The following is a 22,058-nucleotide window of genomic DNA, read 5'->3' on the forward strand; positions in this document are numbered from 1 at the left end:
GCGTCACCGACTCGTCGGTGGCGCCCCGTTCGTCGTGTCTAGGGTGGGCGGTATGGGAACCGCATCTCGCCTGATCTCCGCCGTCCTCGGCCTCCTGCGCCCGTCCACACCGCAGACGCGCTCGACATCGGTCCGGCCAGCGGCGGCGAAGACGTCGGAACGCCCTGTGGCCCCGCGTGGGACCGAGACGGCCGAGATCGACCCTCCGCGCCGGCTGACGCTCACCTACGCTCCGCAGCGCGACAACGCACCCGACGGCGGCGAGATCGTCTGGACCTGGGTGCCCTACGAGGAGCGCGACGGGCGCGGCAAGGACCGCCCCGTGCTCGTCATCGGCAGAGCGGATGCCACCCGTTCGTACGCCGTGCGCTTGACGAGCAAACCGCACGACGGCGACCGGCAGTACCTCGCGCTGGGCACGGGGGAGTGGGACCCGCAGAACCGTCCCTCGTGGATCGACGTCGAGCAGGTCTACCTCGTCCACGACGCGGGCATGCGCCGTGAGGCGGCCGCCCTGGACCGCAAGCGATTCGACGCCGTCGCCGCGGCCCTCGCCGCGCGGTACGGGTGGCAGCGGGGCTGAGTGCCCGGAAACGACGAAACCCCCGGCGAACCGGGGGCTGTGCGGTGGGCGATACCGGACTCGAACCGATGACCTCTTCCGTGTGAAGGAAGCGCGCTACCAACTGCGCCAATCGCCCGCATCCTGAACGGGACTCAACGATCGTACCGGATGCCGGACGGTGCTTCAGACCAACCAGGGCAGACACACCCGGGCCGCGTGTGGTTTTGCGCGGACGCCCAGATCGGGTAATGTCTTACGAGTGCTCGGGGCAAGCCCCGGGAACGAAATGCGGATGTAGCGCAGTTGGTAGCGCACAACCTTGCCAAGGTTGGGGTCGCGAGTTCGAGTCTCGTCATCCGCTCGAGTGGAGGGATATCCGTCTGGGAAACCGGCGGAGCATCACGACACGTGGGTCGAACCACACACGGTGGCGTGGCCGAGCGGCTAGGCACCGGCCTGCAAAGCCGTTTACACGGGTTCGAATCCCGTCGCCACCTCAACTCACAATAGAACAGCCTGTACAGGCGCGATTGGCGCAGCGGTAGCGCGCTTCCCTGACACGGAAGAGGTCACTGGTTCGATCCCAGTATCGCGCACCGAAGAAACCCCCGGCTCGCCGGGGGTTTTTTGGTTTCCCCGGGAGTCGCTCCACCGGATGCGGTGACGCGCGCCGACGTGGCGCCGCCGCGCAGCCCTGTCGCACGCGAACCTCAGCGCCGGCCCGTGCGTCGCCGCGATCCCGGGCGTGGGCCACCTTCGCTCGAGGCGGGAAGCCACTCGATCACCGCGGTGCATCACCTGCGGGAGAGTGTCGCCCCCGCCGCCAGTAAGGGGGGCTGCGGAGTGCCTGGCGGCGGGGACAGGTAAAAGCTATCCCATGTCCGCCAAATGGGGGACACGGAATCGCCCATCTTGATCGGGTCCTCAGAAGATGTTGAGCTTGTTCATATGCGCCGGTCGCCGTGAACCGCGGGAACACGCGTGTCCGCCGGCACGACGGGCACCCACCGCGGACGAAAGAATGGCCGGGTCCGCGGCGGGGAAAAGGTCCGAGCAAGCGACGGTCGTCGACGACACGACCGCGCCCGGTGAGGACACCCCGCCACTCGACCCGCACGACCCCGTGTCGGACCGGGAGATGATCGTCCCCGCCGCAGCTGGAACGGGTGTGGGGTCAACCGAGCGGCGGGGACACCTCGACGGTAGGGGAGGAGGGCGTGGCGGCACGGACGTCTCGCCCACCCTTGCGCCTTCCTTGCGCTCATCTTGAGGTTCCGTCGCCCGCACCGCGCGGAAGACCCCGTCCCCGGGGGTCCTCGACCGCGAACAGTGCCTGCGCGGCCAGTAGCCTGAACGTCATGACTGTTCCCGACACCCTGTGGCGTGAGATCGCGGCATCCCCGTTCGTCTCGCTCGGCACCTATCGCCGCAACGGTGCGGTGGTCGCCGTGCCGGTGTGGATCGCACGCGACGGCGAGGAGCTGGTGGTCACCAGCGAGCGGACGACGGGCAAGGTGAAACGTCTGCGGAACGACGCGCGAGTGACCCTCCGCCCCTGCAGCCGCATGGGCGCGGTCGAACCGGACGCCATCACCGTGGAGGCTCAGGGCCGCATCGCGGGGCCTGCCACCGACGACGAACGAGCCGACACCGCTCTCCGGCGCAAGTACGGACTGCAGTATCGGGCCATCCTCGGATTCGAATCACTGGTGCGTCGCGTGCAGCGCAAGCCCGGCGACCGCGTCATCATCCGCATCTCCCGTTCCGCCTGACGACGCTCCGGCCGACGACCCGCACGGCTCTCGGACGCATGGCGCTATCCGCAAAGCGATGGAGCGTGCAAGGGGGTTTGCGAGGGGCACCGCCGCGCGAGACAGTGCCGGAAGAGAAACAGCGGTCATCGCCCCCGGGTCCCGCACCCTTCGCGCGCTCCGAGGCGCGCGCGGCGGCGGCGATGACCTCGTAGGGGGGTACCGTGGGCAAATTCATCTATGACGGCAACATCAAGGTCGACTTCGAGGACCGTCTCCTCGCCCATCTTCAGGCTGTGATCATGGCCAAGGTGCGACGCGGAGAGAGCTTCCCCTTCACGTGGAAAGACGACATCAGCACCGGCGGCGGCCGGACGACGGTGTACATCCACCCGAACGTCTCACTGGTCTTCAAGTATCACGGCAGCCGCTCCCCGCAGATGAGCCCCGCGTGGCTGCACGCCCTCACCTACAACGCCAACTCCGGTCGTGGGCTCTACGTCATCCCCGAGCCCGACGAGTTCAGCCCCCGCGAGAGCACGCAACGCGACGAGATGGTGTTCCGCGAGGTTCCCAACGAGCAGGCTCCGGCGGCCGCACGCTCCTGAGTGGGAATGCGGCGCATCGGCTCCGCTGTTGTCCCGGTCATGACCGACTGGACCGAGGCCAAGCCGTACTTCGAGACGAATGCCGTCGCGCACCTCGCGACCCTGATGCGAGACGGGTCTCCGCACTCCATCCCGCTATGGGTGGGCGTCGAGGGCGACCGGCTCGCGATCTTCACCGAGGTCGACACGCTGAAGGACCGGAACCTCCGCCGCGACCCGCGCGTCGCGATCTCGGTGACCGGCGCCGACAACCCGTACGCGATGGCCTTCGTACGCGGCCGGGCGGTCGAGCGCATCGAGGGCGACGACGCGTTGCCCTTCGTCGACCGCATCTCGGCTCTCTACACGGGCGGCCCGTACGAGATGCGCGAAGGACTCGCCGCCTGGCTCATCGAGCCGTCGAAGGCGTGGGCCCGCGCCTACGAGGGCTGAGAGCGACCGCTGCCGATCCCGCAGGGCTCACCGTGACAGCGGAAGCACTCCCAGCAGGAGGATGAGCGGCGCGATGACGGCGCCGAGCACGATGAACCGACTCCACTTCACCTCGACGCCGGCGGCGACGAGCCTCTCATGCCACAACAACGTCGCCAGCGACGCCCAGGGCGTGACGATGGGTCCGGCGTTGACACCCACCAGCAGGGCGGCGAGGCGCGCGGGGGAGCCCGCGACGGACTCCAACGCGAGGTAGGCCGGGAGGTTGTTGATGCCGTTCGCCGCCAGCGCGCCCACGCCGGCAAGCTGCCACAGCGACACGAGATCGTCGCCGGTGCCGGCCAGCACCGTCGTCACCCGCCCGATGCCGAGCGCTTCCAGCGCGCCGACCGCGAGGAAGAGGCCGCCCGCGAAGACCAGGAGCGACCACGGCACGAGACGGATGCCGAGAGCCCGCGGCGCACGCCACGCGAACGCCACCACCAGCACGACGGCGGCACCGAGTGCCGGCATCCACGGTTCGAGACCCACCACGAGCAGCGGCAGCAGGGCGAGGGTGACGACGCCTGCGACGCGTAACAGGACCGGGTCGGAGACCGTGGGGGCGGCGACATCCGGGTACGTCTTGGGCAGGCGGCGCAGGAACACCAGGGTGAGCACGACGACGGACACCGCGATCGCGATCAACGCCGAAGGGCCCAGCAGCGCGAGGAACGCGACGGGGTCATGCCCGCCGCCGAGGGCTTCGGATGCCAACAGGTTCGTCAGGTTCGACACCGGCAGCACGAGGGATGCGGTGTTGGCCAGCACCACCGTGACGAAGGCGAAGGGGAGGGGGTCGAGCTTTCGCGCCACCGCCATCGAGATGACCACGGGAGTCAGCAGCACCGCCGTCGTGTCGAGCGAGAGGAACCCGGTCGCCACCGTCGCCAGGGCGACCACGAGCACCCACAGCCAGACCGTGCGGCCCCGCGCGATGCGCGCCAGACGGGCGGCCACGACGTCGAACAGCCCCGCTTTCGACGCGAGCTCCGCCACGACCGTGACGGCGACGACGAACAGCAGGATCGGCCACACCCGATCGGCGACGGCGAGGGCGTCGCTCGCGGGGAAGGCGCCGGTGAGCAGCGCGACGATCCCGAGGATCCAGAGCACGCCGCCGATGATGGCCAGAGTCACCGCTCCACTATGGGGCACACCCGGTGCGATCGAGGCCACGGCCGCCGGGTAGCCTGGAATCGACCCCTTCAGGAGATGCGCTGTGACTGATTTCCCCGCCGATGGCTTCGCCCTCTTCCCCGACCGTTCGGTCGTCGCGCTGCGCGTGAACGGAGAGCTGAAAGACCTCGCCACGACCGTGACCGCCGACGACGCCGTCGAGCCCGTCACGATCGACAGTGCCGACGGCCTCTCGATCCTTCGTCACTCGACGGCCCACGTGCTCGCGCAGGCGGTCCAGCGCGTCAAGCCGCAGGCGAATCTCGGCATCGGCCCGCCGGTCACCGACGGCTTCTACTACGACTTCCAGGTCGACGAGCCCTTCACCCCCGACGACCTCAAGGTCGTCAAGAAGGAGATGGAGCGCATCGTCCGCGAGAACCAGCGCTTCGTCCGCCGCGTCGTCACCGACGACGAGGCCCGCGCCGAACTCGCCGACGAGCCGTTCAAGCTCGAACTGATCGGACTCAAGGGCGGGTCGGCCGAGGCCGCCGAGGGAGCGTCCGTCGAGGTGGGCGCCGGCGAGCTGACCATCTACGACAACGTGACCCGCGACGGCGAGACGGCGTGGAAAGACCTCTGCCGCGGACCGCACGTGCCCGGCACGCGCCTGATCGGCAACGGCTGGGACCTCACGCGCATCGCCGGCGCCTATTGGCGCGGTAGCGAGAAGAACCCCCAACTGCAGCGCATCTACGGCACCGCGTGGCCGACCAAAGACGAGCTGCGCGCGTACCAGCACCGCCTGGAGGAGGCCGCGAAACGCGACCACCGCAAGCTCGGCAAGGAGCTCGACCTCTTCTCGTTCCCCGACGAGATCGGTCCTGGTCTGTCGGTGTTCCACCCCAAGGGCGGGATCATCCGCTACGAGATCGAGCGGTACATGCGCGAGCGTCTGCTCGCCGGCGGCTACGAGGTCGTCAACACCCCGCACATCACCAAGGGCGACCTGTTCATGACGAGCGGGCACCTGCAGTGGTACGCCGACGGCATGTACCCGCCGATGGTGCTCGACGAGGTCGTGGATGCCGACGGTCACGTCTCGCGGGAGGGCCAGGAGTACTACCTGAAGCCCATGAACTGCCCGTTCCACAACCTCATCTTCCGCTCGCGCGGTCGTAGCTACCGGGAGCTCCCGCTGCGCCTGAGCGAGTTCGGGTCGGTCTACCGCTACGAGAAGAGCGGCACCCTCTCGGGTCTCACGCGCGTGCGAGGCATGACCCAGGACGACACCCACATCTACGTCACCGCCGACCAGGTCAAGGGCGAGCTGACCCACAGCCTCGACTTCGTCCTGCAGACCCTGCGCGACTACGGCCTGAACGACTTCTACCTCGAGCTGTCCACGAAAGAAGAGGGCAACCCGAAGTTCATCGGCGACGACACCCTGTGGGCCGAGGCGACCGAGACGCTCCGCGAGGTGGCCGAGGCCTCGGGTCTCGAGCTCGTACCCGACCCGGGTGGCGCGGCGTTCTACGGACCGAAGATCTCCGTGCAGGCGCGCGACGCGATCGGCCGGACGTGGCAGATGTCGACGATCCAGCTCGACTTCAACCAGCCCGAGCGCTTCGAGCTGGAATACACCGGTCCCGACGGCGAGAAGCACCGCCCTGTCATGATCCACCGCGCGCTCTTCGGCTCGGTCGAGCGCTTCTTCGCGATCCTGCTCGAGCACTATGCCGGTGCATTCCCGGTCTGGCTCGCACCCGTGCAGGTCGTGGCGGTCCCCGTCGCCGCGGAGTACGGCGACTACCTCCAGGGCATCGTCGCCGACCTGAAGGCCACGGGCGTCCGCGCCGAGGCCGACCACAGCGACGACCGCATGCAGAAGAAGATCCGCACGCACACCACGCAGAAGGTGCCGCTCATGCTGATCGCCGGCGAGCAGGACCGATCGAACGGCACCGTCTCGTTCCGTTTCCGAGACGGCACGCAGCTCAACGGCATACCCGTCGACGAGGCCGTCGCGCGCATCACCGGCGCGATCGCCGCGCGCACGCTGGTGAACACCGCCGAGGACCTGGCGTGACGAGCGATCCGGATGCCGTCGCGGCCGGCTCGTCGCAGGAATCCGGCGCGAGCACTCCCGCGGCGGCATCCGGATCGATCACGACCGACGCGGAGCTCGTCGACGCGATGACGCTGCCGGGCGTACCCGACGAGTTCCAACGTCTGTGGACCCCGCACCGTATGGCCTACATCTCCGCCGGGCGCGAACCGATGGAGAAGAACTGCCCGTTCTGCGCGGCTCCCGACAAGAGCGACGAGGACGGACTCATCGTCGCGCGCGGGAAGACCGCCTACGTGCTGCTCAACCTCTTCCCCTACAACTCCGGGCATCTGCTCGTCTGCCCCTACCGGCACATCGCCACGTACGACCAGGCGACCGAGGAGGAGGTGGCGGAGATCGGTGCGCTGACGCAGCGCGGCATGCGGGTACTGCGCGCGGTGTCGCGATGCGACGGATTCAACCTGGGCATGAATCAGGGCGCGATCGCCGGCGCCGGAGTCGATGCGCACCTGCACCAGCACATCGTTCCGCGCTGGGCGTCGGATGCCAACTTCTTCCCGATCATCGCCAAGACCAAGGCGCTTCCCCAACTGCTGGGAGACGTCCGCCGTGCGGTCGCGGACGCGTGGAACGACTGAGCAACATCCCGCGGGGACCGACCGTCGCCATCGAGCCCGAACGCCCCGGGGCTGTTGCCGCCGATCGCGGGTCGCTGATCGAGCGCGACCGCGCGCGTCGCTGATCGGGTGCGGTCGCTGATCGGGTGCGGCCGGGCGGGTCGATGATCGGGTGCCACTAGGCGGGTCGCTGATCGGGTGCGGCCAGGCGGGTCGCTGATCGGGTGCGGCCAGGCGGGTCGCTGATCGGGCGCGGCCGCGCCGGATCCGTCGACGCATCGACGATGTCTCGGGCGGACGAGCGGGTCGTCCACGGCGCTCCGCCGCTGCGGGCACGAGCGGCCGGCCTGATGCACCCGCGGCGCGAGGCAATTGTTGGACTCCATCTGCAAACCATCCTTGACACCCCGCATCGCGTGCAGCAAGATCGCCAGCAAGCGGAATGTTAGCGCCAACATCGGTGTCTCACCCCGTGATTGTCGCGCCCCCCGGCGACATCGTCCATCGACGACATCGGCGATCCCTGCGTCCCCACGGCACAGGGCGGGCGCACGCGCGCCGTGCTCCGTCTGACGACGCATGCGCGTCGCGCACCCTCGGGCCACTTCGGGGTGGTCCGACGACACGAGAGGAAAACCATGTCACGGACGACGAAGTCACGGACGACTCCCCCCACGAAGACGAGAGGGGCGACGGCGAAGATGCTGTCCGCTGCGCTCTCAGCCCTGATCATCGGGTTCACGGCCTTCGGCACAGCGGCACCCGCCTCGGCGGCGCCGAGCGCGCCGGTGGGCACCGGCGCAAACCAGGAGATCCGCAACCAGCAGAACACCCTCTGCATGGACGACTACGCCTTCAACACGCAGCCCGGCGCCGAGGTGCGCCAGTGGACGTGTCTCGAGGGTCAGAACCAGCTGTGGGCGATCACCGACCTCGGCAACGGCCACGCCGAGATCAAGAACAAATACAGCAACCTCTGCCTCGACAACTACAACTTCGCCACCGCCAGCGGGTCGGAGGTGCGGCAGTGGTCGTGCAACGGCCTGGCCGTGCAGCAGTGGCAGCTGACCGACGTGGGAGGCGGCTGGACCGAAATCCGCAACAAGCACAACGATCTCTGCCTGCAGAGCGTCGCCTCACCGGTGGACGGGGGTCTGCTCTCGCAGGTCACCTGCAACGGGTCGAACGTGCAGCGCTGGCGTCTCACCGACCCGAACGTGTCGAAGATGACGTACACGCTGTACAGATCGGCGAATCCGTCGGCCGATGAACTCGACGCCTACGCCCGCATCACCGACGTCATGGACCGGGCGATCGCCCGTTACAACCGCTTCAACAACACCCAGCGGCACCTGACGGTGGAGTACAACACCGGCGTGCAGACCGCCGACGCGACGATCTACGGCCACATCCGCTTCGGCGCCAACCGCGGCTTCATGCAGGAGGGCACCGCGCTGCACGAGATCTCGCACACCGTGGGCGTGGGAACGGCCGGGAACTTCCAGGACAAGATCAACGCGCAGGATTGGCCCGCGGCTCTCCCGCTGCTGCGCAGCTGGGACGGCCCCGACGCGCGGATCAACGGCGGAGGCGGCCACATGTGGCCCTACGGCCTGAACTACTCCAACGAGTACAACGAGCTGAGCTTCGATCGCAACGTGCGTCTCGTCCAGGCGATGCACCACGACGGACTCTGACCGCTCGAGGTTCACACCTCGGCTCCGGGATCGACCGTTTCGACGACGGTCGGTCCCGGAGTCGTGTCCGCCCGAGCAGAAGGAGCCGAGCAGAGAGGGTCAGCGCACCTGCCGCACGCCGAACTGCAGGCGCGGGTGGGCGTAGGCCTCCTGCGACTCGATCAGACGGAGCTCACGCGACCCCGACTCGTACGTGTTGGTCAGCAGATCGAAGACGCTGGATGCCGTGCGCGCGAGCGCGTCGGCCGCATCGCCGCCGCTGCGGCGGTAGTGCGCGGTGAACAGCGCCGCGGTGACGTCGCCCGAGCCGTTGGCCTTCATCGGGATGAGCGGGGTCTGCACGATCCACGCGCCGCTGTCGTCGACGACCATCATCTCGATGGTGTCGGCCTCGCGGTCCGGCCGCTCGACGCTCGTGACGAGGATGGTCCGCGGGCCGCGGGCGCGCAGCACGTCGGCGGACTCGAGCGTCGAGTCGATGCTCCCGGGATCGGTGCCGGTCAGAAAGCCCAACTCGAACTGGTTCGGCGTGAGGACGTCGGCGACCGGCACGACCCGCTCCCGCAGCAGCTCGGGGATGGCCGGGGCCACGAAGCACCCCGACTTGGCGTTGCCCATGACGGGATCGCAGGCGTAGACGGCATCCGGGTTCGCCTTCTTGACCCGCGCGACGGTGTCGATGATGACATCGGCGATGCCCTCTCCGCCCTGGTAGCCCGAGAGCACCACGTCGATGTCGGGGAACACCCCGCGATCCTCGATGCCGGCGATGACGGCCGCCACGTCGTCGGGGGAGATGAGCGGACCCCGCCACGCGCCGTATCCGGTGTGGTTGGAGAAGTTGACCGTGTAGACGGGCAGGACCTCGACGCCGATGCGCTGGAGGGGGAAGACCGCGGCGGAGTTGCCGACGTGCCCGTACGCGACGGCGGACTGGATCGAGAGAACCTTCATGCCTCGATCCTTCCACTTCGCACGCCCGGGCGACGCGTCCCGGCCGCGAGGGCCATGTCGTCGGCGAGGGCTGCGGCCGAGGAATCGTCGAGGTCGTGCACGGTGAGCCGGAGGAACGCCCCCGCATGATCGGGTGAGAGGAAGAACGGGTCGCCCTCGCGGACGAGCCAGCCCCGTCGCATGAGCTCCTCGCGCACGATCCCCGCCGGAGCGGGAAGCGGCACCCACAGGTTGAGCCCGTCCCCGGGGGTGGTGGGGAGTCCCCGCTCCGTCAGCGCCCGCGCGAACGCGGCGTTTCGGGCGGCGTAGTGCTCGGCCGCGCGTTCGATGTCGGCGCGGACGGCGTCGTCCGTCACGAGCGCGAGAGTCAGTCGCTGGAGGATGTGGCTCACCCATGTGGTGCCCGGCGTCAGACGCACGGCGAGGCCGTCGGCGGTGTCGGGATCGGATGCCGTCACGGCGAGGCACGTGTCGGGCCCGAGGAACTTCGACATCGACCGGATGCGCGCCCATCGCCGCTGCGCGGGACCGATGACCGAATGCAGCGGCGCCCGCGAGAGGAGGGAGAAATGGTCGTCCTCGATGACGAGGACGTACGGGTGGTCCTCGAGCACCGCGCGCAGCGACGCCGCGCGCGCGGCGCTCAGGCTCGCGCCCGTGGGGTTGTGCGCCCGCGGCGTGCAGATCACGGCCCGAACTCCCGCCTCGAGCGCGGCGCGGAGTCCGTCGACGGTCATGCCCTCGGCATCCACCGCGACGGGGACGGCCCGGTATCCGCCGGTGCGCACGGTGTGCAGGGCCGAGAGGAAACAGGGGTCTTCGAGGGCGACCGCGTCGTCACGCTGGAGGGCCTGGGCGAGCAGACGTTCGATCGCGTCGCTCGCGCCGCTGGTGACGGTGATGCGCACGTCGTCGTGGGGGAGCTGATCGGTCATCCAGGCGCGCGCCCAGGCCTCGAGACCGGGGTCGATGACGGGCTCGCCGTAGAGCACGGGTCGGGTCGAGCGGGCGAGGGCCGCGGTCGGATCCGGGATGCGGGCGGGGTCGGGGTTGCCCGTTCCGACGTCGCGCAGCACGGTGTCGGGCGCGTAGCCCTCTTGGGCGACCGCGGTGCGGTCGGCGACGCGTGTGCCGCCGCGCCCGCGCGCTTCCACGAGGCCCGCCTGAGCGAGCTGCCGGTAGGCGGCGACCACGGTGTTGCGATTGATACCGAGATCCACGGCGACGGCGCGCACGGAGGGCAGCAATGTGCCCGGGGCCAGCTCGCCGCGTTCGATGCGCGTACGCAGATCGGCGGCGATCCCGGATGCCGAACTGCCGGTCAGATCGATGCTCATACGCCCCCTCGACTCACCGCCAGCCTATGTCCTGCGCCATGCTACGGTTTGGCCTAAGCCAATAGATCGCGCCCCGAAGCGCGGAACCTCGCGCCCACAGGCGCGGAACGGAGTGGACATGACCGACACCGGAACCTCCCGCGTGAAGCGCGGTCTCGCCGAGATGCTCAAGGGCGGCGTGATCATGGACGTCGTCACCGCCGAGCAGGCCCGCATCGCCGAAGACGCCGGAGCCGTCGCCGTCATGGCCCTCGAACGCGTCCCCGCCGACATCCGCGCCCAGGGCGGCGTCGCCCGCATGAGCGACCCCGACCTCATCGACGACATCATCGCCACCGTGTCGATCCCGGTCATGGCCAAGGCCCGCATCGGCCACTTCGTCGAGGCGCAGATCCTGCAGGAGCTCGGCGTCGACTACATCGACGAGTCCGAGGTCCTCTCGCCCGCCGACTACGTCAACCACATCGACAAGTACGGCTTCACGGTGCCGTTCGTGTGCGGTGCGACCAACCTCGGCGAGGCTCTCCGCCGCATCACCGAGGGGGCGGCGATGATCCGCTCCAAGGGCGAGGCCGGCACCGGCGACGTGTCGGAGGCGACCAAGCACATCCGCACCATCCGCGGAGAGATCAACTCCCTGCGCGCCAAGACGAAGGACGAGCTCTACGTCGCCGCGAAGGAGCTGCAGGCGCCCTACGACCTCGTCGCCGAGATCGCCGAGACCGGAAAGCTGCCCGTCGTGCTGTTCACCGCCGGGGGAGTGGCGACCCCGGCCGACGCCGCCATGATGATGCAACTCGGCGCAGACGGCGTGTTCGTGGGCTCCGGCATCTTCAAATCCGGCAACCCCGCCCAGCGCGCCGCGGCGATCGTGAAGGCCACCACCTTCCACGACGACCCGAAGATCGTCGCCGAGGCGTCCCGCGGACTCGGCGAGGCGATGGTCGGCATCAACGTCGCCGACCTCCCCGCCCCGCACCGCCTGGCCGAGCGTGGCTGGTAACAGCCCGCGCGTCGGAGTCCTCGCCCTGCAGGGCGATGTGCGCGAGCACCTGTCGATGTTGACCGCCCTCGGCACAGACGCGCGTCCCGTGCGTCGGCCCGAGGAGCTCGCCGCCGTGGAGGGTCTCGTCCTCCCCGGCGGCGAGTCGAGCGTCATCGACAAGCTCGCGCGCGCCTTCGGCCTCTTCGACCCGATCCGCGCGGCGATCGCCGCGGGGCTGCCGATGTACGGCACGTGCGCGGGCCTGATCCTGTTGGCTGACCGCATCGACGGAGCCATCGCCGGTCAGCGGACGTTCGGAGGCATCGACGCGCGCGTCGCGCGCAACGTCTTCGGGAGCCAGACCGCGTCGTTCGAGACCGACCTCGAGGTGCCGGCGCTGGGTGAGCCGCCCGTGCACGCCGTCTTCATCCGTGCCCCCGCGGTCGTGGAGTGGGGACCGGATGCCATGCCCCTGGCGTCCCTTCCCGACGGGCGTGTCGTCGCCATCGAGCAGGGCGCGCTGCTCGGCACGGCATTCCACCCCGAGTCGACGGGCGAGACGCGTTTCCACCGCCGCTTCCTCGATCACGTGAACGCCCGACGCGGCACGGACGCGCCCGCGCTCTAGACTGGAAGACATGTCCGGACACTCCAAATGGGCCACGACCAAGCACAAGAAGGCGGTCATCGACTCGCGTCGCGCCAAGTCGTGGGCCAAGCTCATCAAGAACATCGAGGTCGCGGCGAAGCTCGGTGGAGCCGACCTCCAGGGCAACCCGACGCTGTTCGACGCGGTCCTCAAAGCCAAGAAGACCTCGGTCCCCAAAGACAACATCGACCGCGCCATCAAGCGCGGCGCCGGCATCGGCGGCGAAGCGGTCGAGTACGCCTCGATCATGTACGAGGGCTACGGCCCCAACGGCGTGGCATTCCTCATCGAGTGTCTGACCGACAACAAGAACCGCGCCGCCGCCGAGGTGCGTACGGCCCTCAGTCGTAACGGCGGAACCCTCGCCGACCCGGGCAGCGTCGCCTACAACTTCAGCCGCAAGGGCGTCATCGTCGTCCCCGCCGAGGGGACGACCGAAGACGACGTCATGCTCGCCGTGCTCGAGGCCGGTGCCGAAGAGGTCGAGCCGCACGGCGAAGGGTTCGGCGTCATCACCGAAGCCACCGACCTCGTCTCCGTGCGCAGCGCTCTGCAGGAGGCCGGCATCGAATACGACTCGGCCGACGTCGAGTTCGTCCCCTCGCTCAAGGTCGAGGTCGACGCCGACACCGCCCGCAAGGTGTTCCGCCTCATCGACGCCCTCGAAGACAGCGACGACGTGCAGAACGTCTACACGAACTTCGACCTCACCGCCGAGGTGCAGGCCGAGCTCGAGAACGACGAGTAAGGGCGCGCCCTCGATTCGCACACGGCCCCTGCGCTTAGCGTGGGGGCCGTGTCCCGTAATCTCCGCGTGCTCGGCATCGACCCCGGCCTCACCCGATGCGGCGTCGGGGTCGTCGACGTCTCGCCGAACCGCACCGCGTCGCTGGTGCACGTGGGCGTCGTCCGCTCCCTGACGACCGACCCCATCGAGAAGCGGCTGGCGGCGATCGCCGCCGGTATCCGTCTCGTGCTCGCGGAGCACGATCCGGGCGTGGTCGCCGTCGAGCGCGTCTTCGCGCAGAACAACCGTCACTCGGTGATGGGGACGGCCCAGGCCAGCGGCATCGCGCTCCTGCTGGCCGCCGAACACGGCATCCCGGCCGCCACCCACACCCCGAGCGAGGTCAAGGCGGCGATCACCGGTTACGGTTCCGCGGACAAGCTGCAGGTGCAGACGATGGTCGCGCGGGTGCTACGCCTGGACGTCCTTCCCCAGCCCGCGGATGCCGCCGACGCGCTGGCCATCGCGCTGTGCCACGCGTGGCGAGGGGGAGCCGCCCCGGCCTCGGGAGAGACCACCCTGACGCCCGCCCAGCGTGCGTGGCGCGACGCCGAGAAGCGTCGTTCTCCACAGCCCCGTGTCGCTCGAACGAATGTACGAACCGGCGCGTAGGCTGGTTACATGATTTCTTCGCTGCACGGGACGGCGGCCCACGTCGCCGACGACTCGCTCGTGGTCGTGGTGGGCGGTGTCGGCTTCTCGGTCGCCGTCACCTCGCAGTTGGCGCGCACGGTTCACGTCGGATCAGATGTGCACCTGCACACGAACCTGATCGTGCGCGAAGACGCCCTGTCGCTGTTCGGTTTTGAGAGTCGCGAAGAGCTGACCGTCTTCACGCAGCTCATCAGCGTGACGGGCGTCGGACCAAAGTCCGCCCTCGGCGTGCTGTCGTCGCTGACGGTGCCGCAGATCGCCCAGGCCGTCGCCGACGACGACGATGCGCCCTTCCGGCGCGTGTCGGGCATCGGCCCCAAGACCGCCAAGCTCATCGTCGTGCAGCTCGCGGGCAAACTCGCCGTCGTCCCGGCGACCGCTCCCGCCGCCGTCCGCGCGCACGGGCAGGTCCCCGTGCAGGTCACGCAGGCGCTGATCGGGCTCGGATGGAGCGAACGCACCGCGGCCGAAGCCGTGGCATCCGTCGCCGAGAGCGCCTCCGAGGGCGACCGCGCGTCGGTGCAGGCCCTTCTCCGCCTCACGCTGGCTCTGCTCGGCCCGACACGCAAGGAGACCGTGGGTGGCTGACGTCCGCGACGCCGGCACGCCCGACGACGAGACCGAGCTGGCGATCGAGGGGGCATTGCGCCCCGTCTCGCTCGCTGAATTCGTCGGTCAGCACAAAGTGCGGGCGCAGCTGCAGCTCCTGCTCGACGCCGCCCGCATCCAGCAGCGCTCGCCCGACCACATCCTGCTGTCGGGCCCACCGGGCCTGGGCAAGACGACGCTCGCGATGATCGTCGCCCACGAGAGCGGCCGTCCGTTGCGCCTCTCGAGCGGTCCGGCCATCCAGCACGCGGGCGACCTCGCCGCGCTGCTGTCGTCGCTGACACCGGGCGAGGTGCTGTTCATCGACGAGATCCACCGCATGGCGCGCTCGGCCGAAGAGATGCTGTACCTCGCGATGGAGGACTTCCGCATCGACATCATGGTCGGCAAGGGCGCGGGTGCGACGAGCATCCCCCTCGACCTGTCCCCGTTCACCCTCGTGGGTGCCACCACGCGAGCGGGCCTCCTGCCCAACCCGCTGCGCGACCGCTTCGGATTCACCGCCCACCTGGAGTACTACGAGCCCGAGGAGCTCGAGCTGGTGGTCTCGCGCTCGGCGTCCATGCTCGACGTGGGACTCCCGGGCACGTCTCGTTCAGAGATCGCCCGCCGCTCCCGCGGCACACCCCGTATCGCCAACCGCCTTCTGCGTCGCGTTCGCGACTACCTCGTCGTGCACGGCCCCTCCGCCGGCGCCGACGACGGCCACGCCGACCTCCGCACGGTCGGAGCCGCGCTCGATCTCTACGACGTCGATTCGATCGGCCTCGACCGCCTCGACCGTGCGGTGCTCGACGCCCTCGTCCGTCGTTTCCGCGGGGGTCCGGTGGGTCTGAGCACACTCGCCGTCGCCGTCGGCGAGGAGCCCGAGACCATCGAATCGGTGGTCGAGCCCTACCTCGTGCGCATCGGATTCATGGGGCGCACGCCCCGCGGCCGCGTGGCGACACCCGACGCCTACGACCACCTCGGCGCCCCCCACCCCGACGGCCTGCTCCGGTTCAGCCAGGGCGTATGACCTATACTCGGCGGGGGATTCCCCGACCCTCGCTAGGCAGTGCCGCACGGCGCGCCTGATTTGAAAGGTGCACCGCCTCCATGGACAGTCTCCTCCTTCCCCTTCTGCTAGCCGGCCTGCTCGTCTTCATGTTCGTGAGCTCGCGTCGCCGCATGAAGAAGCAGAAGGCCGAGCAGGAGAAGAAGGCCCGCGACACCGTCCCCGGCGCCGAGGTGCTGCTGCAGGGTGGCCTGTACGGCACCATCGTCGAGTACGACGGCGAAGACCTCGACAAGCCCGCGCTCGTCGAGATCGCCCCCGGCATCGTCATCAAGGTGCACAGCCAGGCCGTGCTGCGCATCGTCGACCCGATCGAGGGAGCCGTCACCGAAGACGAGTTCATCGAGGCCGAAGAGTCCGAGGCCGAGTACATCGCGGGTGTCGCCGACGGCGACACCACTTCGATCAGCGACGACAAGCGCGCCGCGCGCCAGAACACCGTCGACATCGAGCGCGACGACAAGGACCGCCCCGCAGTCTGATCGCCTCCCCACTCCTTCTCGTTCACCGCCGCACAGAAAGCCGACTCCGTGGCGCCCTCGACTCCTGTCCGTCATGCCTGGCGCGTATTGACCGGACTGCTCGCCATCACCGGCGTGCTGTTCGGCATCAACGCCCTGGGTGTGTACACCTTCAATGCCAGTTCCTGGACCCCCGACCTCGCCCTCGACCTCCAGGGCGGCACGCAGATCATCCTGCAGGCCCAGACCACCGACGGCGCAGCGCCCGACAGCGAGCAGCTGCAGCAGGCCGTCACGATCATCCGCCAGCGCGTCGACGCCTCCGGTGTCGGTGAGACCGACGTCGCGACCGAGGGTGGCCGCAACATCGTCGTGCAGATCCCCGGCCAGGCCGACGAGGCCACACGCGAGCGCATTCAGAGCTCCGCGCAGCTGCAGCTGCGTCCGGTGCTTTTCACCGGTGCGCAGGGAACCTCGTTCGTCGGCGCCGACGGCACCTCGACGCCGTACCCCACGCCTGATCCCGCGCTGCCGTCGACACCGACCGCCGCACCGACCGATGCCAGCGATCCTGCGTACATCACGCCGGCACTGCAGGCGGAGTTCCTCGCGTACGACTGCGCGAACCCCCCGTCGAACCCCGCCGAGGCTCCGGCCGACCAGCCCATGATCACGTGCGGCATCGAAGACGGCGGAAAGTACATCCTCGGGCCCGTCGAGCTCAACGGCACCGACATCACCGACGCGACCAACGGTCAGGAGCAGAACACGGGCCGCTGGGCCGTGAACCTCGTCTTCAACGACCAGGGCACCCAGACCTTCGGCGAGATCAGCCAGCGCCTGGTGGCCCTGCAGCCGCCGCTCAATCAGTTCGCGTTCGTCCTCGACGGCTCGGTGCTCTCGGCGCCCGTCATGCAGGGGACCATCCTCGACGGCCGTCCGAGCATCACCGGCAGCTTCACGCAGGAGTCGTCCAAGGCTCTCGCCGACCAGCTGAAGTACGGTGCCCTTCCGTTGAGCTTCACCGTGGTCAGCTCCGACACCGTTTCGGCCACCCTCGGATCGCAGCAGCTGCAGATCGGATTCATCGCCGGCCTCATCGGCCTCGGCCTGGTCGCGATCTACTCGCTCATCGTCTACCGCGCCCTCGGCACCGTGATCATCGCCTCGCTCGGCGTCATGGCGGTGTTGACGTACGTGGCGCTGTGCATCCTGGCATGGCGGGCCGGGTTCCGTCTGTCGCTCGCCGGCGTCGCGGGTCTGATCGTCACTATCGGCTTCACCGCGGACTCGTTCATCGTCTACTTCGAGCGCATCCGAGACGAGTTGCGCGACGGCAAGTCGATCACGGCGGCTGTCGAAGACGGCTGGGCCCGCGCGAAGCGCACGATCTACATCTCGAAGTCGATCAACATCCTGGCCGCGGTCGTGCTGTATATCCTCGCGGATGCCACGGTGAAGGGCTTCGCATTCACCCTGGGTCTGACGACGGCGATCGACATCCTGATCTTCATCCTGTTCACCCACCCGGTCATGCAGCTCCTGGCCCGCACCCGGTTCTTCGGCTCGGGCCACCCGCTCTCCGGTATGGACCCCCACGCGCTGGGAGCCGTCTACCGCGGACGCGCCCAGTTCCGCGCCCCCGTCGCCGACGCGTCACGCGTCAAGCGGTCGCGTGGCGAGGCCCAGCGCCGTCAGACCATCGCGGAACGCAAGCAGGCCGAGCTCGCTGCCGCCGGCCGCGGCGATAGCCGCTCCACGAAGGAGGGAGACGACTGATGCGCTCCATGACGCAACTCGGTAACGACCTCTATTCGGGAAAGACCTCCTTCCCGTTCGTGCAGCGTCGCCGCCTGTGGTTCATCATCGCCGCGGTGCTCGTCATCGGTGCCGCGCTCGTGCCGCTGTTCCGCCCGGTGCAGTTCTCCATCGAGTTCACCGGCGGTGCGCAGTTCACCGTGTCGAACCCGGCCTCCCTCGACCAGTCGCTCGCGACGGGGGCCGTCACCTCGGTTCTCCCGGGTGCCACCACGCGCGTGTCGACGATCAACGACCAGGCCGTACGCGTCCAGACCGACCAGCTCGACAACGACGAGGCCCAGGCCGTGTCGGCCGCCCTCGCCACCGCGTACGACGTGCCGTCGTCCGAGATCACGAACTCGTTCATCGGCCCGACCTGGGGCAACGACGTCACGCGCCAGTCGCTGTGGGGTCTGTCGATCTTCCTCGCGCTGACGTTCCTGATCCTCGCGATCTACTTCCGCACGTGGAAGATGTCCGTCGCGGCGATCATCGGTCTCGTCGACGTGCTCGTCATCACCATCGGCGTGTACGCCGTCTTCGGGTTCGAGATCTCGCCGGCCGCCGTCATCGGCTTCCTGACGATCCTCTCGTACGCGTTGTACGACACCACCGTCGTCTTCGACAAGGTGCGCGAGAACACCCGGGAGGACGGCGAGATATCCGGCCGCACGTTCGCGGAGTCGGTCAACCTCGCCGCCAACCAGACGCTCATCCGCTCGATCAACACCACCGTGGTCGCGATCCTGCCGGTCGGCGCGATCCTCTTCATCGGCGTGCCCCTGGGCGCCCGCACGCTGAGCGACATCTCGCTGTCGATCTTCGTCGGAACCATCGTCGCGGCGTACTCCACGCTGTTCGTCGCCGTGCCGATGTACGCCCTCCTGCGCGAGAAGGAGCAGCCGGTGGCCCAGCGCGACGCGCGCGTGCGAGCCGCTCGCGAGAAGGCAGGGGTTCCGGCCTGAGGCCGGACCCGCATCACAGCACCCCGTTCCCCGGTGAGGCCCCGACAGCATGTCGGGGCCTCACCTGTCGGGGCGTAGACTGGGAAGAACGGCCCTAGGGAGAGGTGGCGATGACCGAGACCACGTCTTCCGCGCCGCCGCCGTCTTCTCTGCGACGCCTCGTTCCGCGCATCTTCTCCCGCGCGGCCCGCCGCGACGACGTCGACAAGCTGTTGCGCACCGTACGCACTCATCACCCCAAGGGCGATCTCGCGATCATCGAGCGGGCTTATGCCGTCGCCGACAAGGCGCACGACGGTCAGAAGCGTCAGAGCGGTGAGCCGTACATCACCCACCCGCTCGCGGTGGCGCAGATCCTCGCCGAACTCGGCCTCGGCCCCAAGGCGATCGCGGCCGCCCTCCTGCACGACACGGTGGAGGACACCGGCTATCCCCTCGACGAACTCGCCGCCGACTTCGGCGACGAAGTGGCGATGTTGGTCGATGGAGTCACCAAGCTCGACAAGGTCAAGTACGGCGACAGCGCCCAGGCCGAGACCGTCCGCAAGATGATCGTGGCGATGTCGAAAGACATCCGCGTCCTGCTCATCAAGCTCGCAGACCGCCTGCACAACGCGCGCACCTGGGGCTTCGTCCCCCCGCACAAGGCGGCGAAGAAAGCCACCGAGACGCTCGAGATCTATGCGCCGCTCGCGCACCGCCTCGGCATCCAGGCCATCAAGAGCGAGCTCGAAGACCTCTCGTTCGCCGTGATGCACCCCAAGCTCTACGCCGAGATCGAAAGCCTCGTCAAGCAGCGCACCCCGCAGCGCGAGCAGTACGTGCAGAACGTCATCGACGCCGTCGACGCCGACCTGCGCGAGCTGCGCGTGCGCGGCCGCGTCATGGGACGGCCGAAGCAGCTGTACTCCGTGTACCAGAAGATGGTCGTGCGAGGTCGCGAGTTCGACGACATCTACGACCTCATCGGCATCCGCATCCTGGTGGGTACCGTGCGCGACTGCTACGCCGTGCTCGGCGCGATCCACGCCCGGTGGACGCCGCTGCCCGGCCGCTTCAAGGACTACATCGCGACCCCGAAGTTCAACCTCTACCAGTCGCTCCACACCACGGTCATCGGTCCCGGCGGACGCACCGTCGAGATCCAGATCCGCACGCACGAGATGCACCAGCAGGCCGAGTTCGGTGTCGCCGCGCACTGGAAGTACAAAGAGCGCATGGCCGGCACGAAGTCGGATGCCAAGGCCGTCGACGCCGACATGGCGTGGATCGCCCACATCTCCGACTGGCAGGCGGAGACCGCTGATCCGGGGGAGTTCCTCGACTCTCTGCGGTTCGAGATCGGCGCGAAAGAGGTCTACGTCTTCACCCCGAAGGGCCGTGTCGTCGGTCTTCCCACCGGTGCGACACCGGTCGACTTCGCCTACGCGGTGCACACCGAGATCGGCCACCGCACCATGGGGGCCAAGGTCAACGGGCGTCTCGTTCCGTTGGAGTCGACACTGCAGAGCGGCGACGTGGTCGAGGTCTTCACCTCGAAGAACCCCGACGCCGGCCCCAGCCAGGACTGGCTGGGCTTCGTCAAGAGCACGCGCGCGCGCAACAAGATCCGCGGATGGTTCACGAAGGAGCGTCGCGAAGAGGCGATCGAGCAGGGCAAGGACTCCATCGCCCGCGCGATGCGCCGACAGAACCTCCCGCTGCAGCGCCTGATGAGCCAGGACTCGTTCACCGAGGTCGCGAGACTCTTCCACTACGAGGACGTCTCGGCACTGTACGCCGCGGTCGGCGAGGGACACGTCTCGACCCAGTCGGTGATCGAGAAGGTCACGGCCCTGGTCAGCGTCGAAGAGACCAACACCGGTCCCATCGACATCCCCGTCGGACGCAGCCGGGCTCCGCGTGGCGGCGACTCCGGCGTGCTCGTGCGCGGTGCCCCCGACATCCTGGTGAAGCTCGCGAAGTGCTGCACCCCGGTCCCCGGCGACGAGATCGTCGGATTCGTGACCCGAGGCAGCGGCGTCTCCGTGCACCGCGGCGACTGCACCAACGTGCGCGCGCTCAAAGAGGAGCCCGACCGTCTGATCGAGGTCGAGTGGGCTCCAACGACCAAGAGCGTCTTCCTCGTGCAGATCCAGGTCGAGGCCCTCGACCGCTCGGGGCTGCTCAGCGACGTCACGCGGGTGCTCAGCGAGCATCACGTCAACATCCTGTCGGCGACGGTGTCGACCACGAACGACCGGTTGGCCCTCAGCAAGTTCGTCTTCGAGATGGGCGACACCGTGCACCTCGACCGCGTGCTGAACGCCGTCCGGCGCATCGACGCCGTCTACGACGTCTATCGCGTCACCTCGTCGTAACCCCCGACAGCAGGAGCGCCGCGCGTCGTCCGTGAGGGAATCGCGGATGCCGCGCGAGCCACTGTTCGGCCGCGCCGCGCACGAGCGGATCGGCGACCGCCCAGGTGCGCGCGAGCGCCTGGTCGGCGCCGTCGTCGGAGCGGGCGAGGTCGACGAGCGTCCGCCCGGGCGAGCTCACGTGCACGCCCGCGACCGCGCACACGTCGACGGGCTCCAGACGCACGTCGTGGAAGACGGTGCGGGCGTCGGAACGCGCACGCGCACGTGTCGCCCCCGCCCTCTGCACGTGGTGCGGCGTCGGCTCCTCGGACACCGCCCCGTGGATCCACGCCGCACTGGCACGCACGGCAGCCCACCGATCGCCCAGCAGGGGAAGCAGACTGCGGGCGCGCATCCACGGCGTCTCGGCGGCGTCGGCGGGCATGAACCCCTCGCCGAGGGGTACGAGCAGGCCGTCGAGGCAGGCGGCGGACAGTTCGGCGAGCGAGAGTCGCTCGTCGACGAAGAACAGGAAGGGCGACACCATCCCGTCAGTGTGGCG

At 68.9% G+C, this 22,058-nt stretch carries 21 protein-coding genes and 4 tRNA genes; 20 read left to right on the top strand and 5 right to left on the bottom strand.

The window, feature by feature from the left end; translation table 11 throughout:
- The first annotated feature begins 52 nt into the window (after window positions 1–52).
- The gene (locus QRO03_RS10375) at window positions 53–583 is read left to right on the top strand and encodes a type II toxin-antitoxin system PemK/MazF family toxin (protein WP_285137427.1); all 531 of its coding nucleotides are present in this window, start codon (window positions 53–55) and stop codon (window positions 581–583) included.
- A gap of 45 nt (window positions 584–628) precedes the next feature.
- On the opposite strand, the gene QRO03_RS10380 is transcribed toward QRO03_RS10375, so the two are convergent.
- A tRNA-Val gene (locus QRO03_RS10380) sits at window positions 629–701 on the bottom strand.
- A gap of 152 nt (window positions 702–853) precedes the next feature.
- On the opposite strand from QRO03_RS10380, the gene QRO03_RS10385 reads away from it, so the two are divergent.
- The 6 genes from QRO03_RS10385 (at window position 854) to QRO03_RS10410 (ending at window position 3,356) form a co-directional block, all read left to right on the top strand.
- A tRNA-Gly gene (locus tag QRO03_RS10385) sits at window positions 854–926 on the top strand.
- A 65-nt stretch (window positions 927–991) separates the two neighbouring features.
- Window positions 992–1,062, top strand: a tRNA-Cys gene (locus tag QRO03_RS10390).
- Window positions 1,063–1,089: 27 nt separating this feature from the next.
- Window positions 1,090–1,161, top strand: a tRNA-Val gene (locus tag QRO03_RS10395).
- 762 nt (window positions 1,162–1,923) lie between these two features.
- Complete coding sequence (locus QRO03_RS10400; protein WP_285137428.1) at window positions 1,924–2,337, top strand: PPOX class F420-dependent oxidoreductase; 414 nt, start codon at window positions 1,924–1,926, stop codon at window positions 2,335–2,337.
- Between the two features lie 203 nt (window positions 2,338–2,540).
- The gene (locus QRO03_RS10405) at window positions 2,541–2,924 is read left to right on the top strand and encodes a DUF7882 family protein (protein WP_285137429.1); all 384 of its coding nucleotides are present in this window, start codon (window positions 2,541–2,543) and stop codon (window positions 2,922–2,924) included.
- A gap of 39 nt (window positions 2,925–2,963) precedes the next feature.
- Window positions 2,964–3,356, top strand: coding sequence for a TIGR03618 family F420-dependent PPOX class oxidoreductase (locus QRO03_RS10410; RefSeq protein ID WP_285137430.1), 393 nt, complete (start codon window positions 2,964–2,966; stop codon window positions 3,354–3,356).
- 27 nt (window positions 3,357–3,383) lie between these two features.
- On the opposite strand, the gene QRO03_RS10415 is transcribed toward QRO03_RS10410, so the two are convergent.
- On the bottom strand, window positions 3,384–4,535 hold the full coding sequence (locus QRO03_RS10415) for an SLC13 family permease (protein WP_285137431.1): 1,152 nt from the start codon (window positions 4,533–4,535) through the stop codon (window positions 3,384–3,386).
- Between the two features lie 82 nt (window positions 4,536–4,617).
- Here QRO03_RS10415 and thrS point away from each other — a divergent pair, with 82 nt between their 5' ends.
- The 3 genes from thrS (at window position 4,618) to QRO03_RS10430 (ending at window position 8,899) form a co-directional block, all read left to right on the top strand.
- The gene (gene thrS / locus QRO03_RS10420; protein WP_285137432.1) at window positions 4,618–6,603 is read left to right on the top strand and encodes a threonine--tRNA ligase; all 1,986 of its coding nucleotides are present in this window, start codon (window positions 4,618–4,620) and stop codon (window positions 6,601–6,603) included.
- A 107-nt stretch (window positions 6,604–6,710) separates the two neighbouring features.
- Complete coding sequence (locus tag QRO03_RS10425; protein ID WP_285137528.1) at window positions 6,711–7,223, top strand: HIT family protein; 513 nt, start codon at window positions 6,711–6,713, stop codon at window positions 7,221–7,223.
- Between the two features lie 680 nt (window positions 7,224–7,903).
- Window positions 7,904–8,899: an RICIN domain-containing protein gene (locus QRO03_RS10430; RefSeq protein ID WP_285137433.1), complete on the top strand. Its 996-nt coding sequence runs from the start codon at window positions 7,904–7,906 to the stop codon at window positions 8,897–8,899.
- A 99-nt stretch (window positions 8,900–8,998) separates the two neighbouring features.
- On the opposite strand, the gene pdxY is transcribed toward QRO03_RS10430, so the two are convergent.
- Together pdxY and QRO03_RS10440 are read right to left on the bottom strand one after the other, a co-directional pair.
- The gene (pdxY, locus tag QRO03_RS10435) at window positions 8,999–9,853 is read right to left on the bottom strand and encodes a pyridoxal kinase PdxY (protein ID WP_285137434.1); all 855 of its coding nucleotides are present in this window, start codon (window positions 9,851–9,853) and stop codon (window positions 8,999–9,001) included.
- Entirely contained in the window at window positions 9,850–11,190 is a 1,341-nt protein-coding gene (locus QRO03_RS10440; protein ID WP_285137435.1) for an aminotransferase class I/II-fold pyridoxal phosphate-dependent enzyme, read from the bottom strand. Before QRO03_RS10440 ends, pdxY begins: the two co-directional genes overlap by 4 nt.
- Before the next feature lie 118 nt (window positions 11,191–11,308).
- On the opposite strand from QRO03_RS10440, the gene pdxS reads away from it, so the two are divergent.
- The 10 genes from pdxS (at window position 11,309) to QRO03_RS10490 (ending at window position 21,517) form a co-directional block, all read left to right on the top strand.
- Window positions 11,309–12,193 (top strand): pyridoxal 5'-phosphate synthase lyase subunit PdxS, encoded by an 885-nt coding sequence (pdxS, locus tag QRO03_RS10445; RefSeq protein WP_285137436.1) that lies wholly within the window; start codon window positions 11,309–11,311, stop codon window positions 12,191–12,193.
- Entirely contained in the window at window positions 12,183–12,803 is a 621-nt protein-coding gene (pdxT, locus tag QRO03_RS10450; protein ID WP_285137437.1) for a pyridoxal 5'-phosphate synthase glutaminase subunit PdxT, read from the top strand. The genes pdxS and pdxT overlap by 11 nt, the downstream gene beginning before the upstream one ends.
- 10 nt (window positions 12,804–12,813) lie before the next feature.
- Window positions 12,814–13,572: a YebC/PmpR family DNA-binding transcriptional regulator gene (locus QRO03_RS10455; protein WP_183419632.1), complete on the top strand. Its 759-nt coding sequence runs from the start codon at window positions 12,814–12,816 to the stop codon at window positions 13,570–13,572.
- A 39-nt stretch (window positions 13,573–13,611) separates the two neighbouring features.
- Complete coding sequence (ruvC, locus tag QRO03_RS10460) at window positions 13,612–14,223, top strand: crossover junction endodeoxyribonuclease RuvC (RefSeq protein WP_502883030.1); 612 nt, start codon at window positions 13,612–13,614, stop codon at window positions 14,221–14,223.
- Between the two features lie 9 nt (window positions 14,224–14,232).
- The gene (gene ruvA, locus QRO03_RS10465; protein ID WP_285137439.1) at window positions 14,233–14,853 is read left to right on the top strand and encodes a Holliday junction branch migration protein RuvA; all 621 of its coding nucleotides are present in this window, start codon (window positions 14,233–14,235) and stop codon (window positions 14,851–14,853) included.
- A complete protein-coding gene (gene ruvB, locus QRO03_RS10470) occupies window positions 14,846–15,892 on the top strand; it encodes a Holliday junction branch migration DNA helicase RuvB (protein WP_285137440.1) in 1,047 nt (348 codons plus the stop codon). The genes ruvA and ruvB overlap by 8 nt, the downstream gene beginning before the upstream one ends.
- 80 nt (window positions 15,893–15,972) lie before the next feature.
- Window positions 15,973–16,413 carry a preprotein translocase subunit YajC gene (locus QRO03_RS10475; protein WP_285137441.1) on the top strand — a complete coding sequence of 147 codons (441 nt, stop codon included), beginning with the start codon at window positions 15,973–15,975 and terminating at the stop codon, window positions 16,411–16,413.
- Window positions 16,414–16,461: 48 nt separating this feature from the next.
- A complete protein-coding gene (secD, locus tag QRO03_RS10480; RefSeq protein WP_285137442.1) occupies window positions 16,462–18,171 on the top strand; it encodes a protein translocase subunit SecD in 1,710 nt (569 codons plus the stop codon).
- On the top strand, window positions 18,171–19,157 hold the full coding sequence (gene secF, locus QRO03_RS10485; RefSeq protein ID WP_285137443.1) for a protein translocase subunit SecF: 987 nt from the start codon (window positions 18,171–18,173) through the stop codon (window positions 19,155–19,157). The genes secD and secF overlap by 1 nt, the downstream gene beginning before the upstream one ends.
- A gap of 110 nt (window positions 19,158–19,267) precedes the next feature.
- Window positions 19,268–21,517 (top strand): RelA/SpoT family protein, encoded by a 2,250-nt coding sequence (locus tag QRO03_RS10490; RefSeq protein WP_285137444.1) that lies wholly within the window; start codon window positions 19,268–19,270, stop codon window positions 21,515–21,517.
- Here QRO03_RS10490 and QRO03_RS10495 read toward each other — a convergent pair.
- Window positions 21,504–22,043, bottom strand: coding sequence for a type IV toxin-antitoxin system AbiEi family antitoxin (locus tag QRO03_RS10495; protein ID WP_285137445.1), 540 nt, complete (start codon window positions 22,041–22,043; stop codon window positions 21,504–21,506). The genes QRO03_RS10490 and QRO03_RS10495 overlap by 14 nt on opposite strands.
- Window positions 22,044–22,058 lie beyond the last annotated feature (15 nt).

It is taken from the genome of Microbacterium sp. lyk4-40-TSB-66 (assembly GCF_030209475.1).
GTDB lineage: Bacteria > Actinomycetota > Actinomycetes > Actinomycetales > Microbacteriaceae > Microbacterium.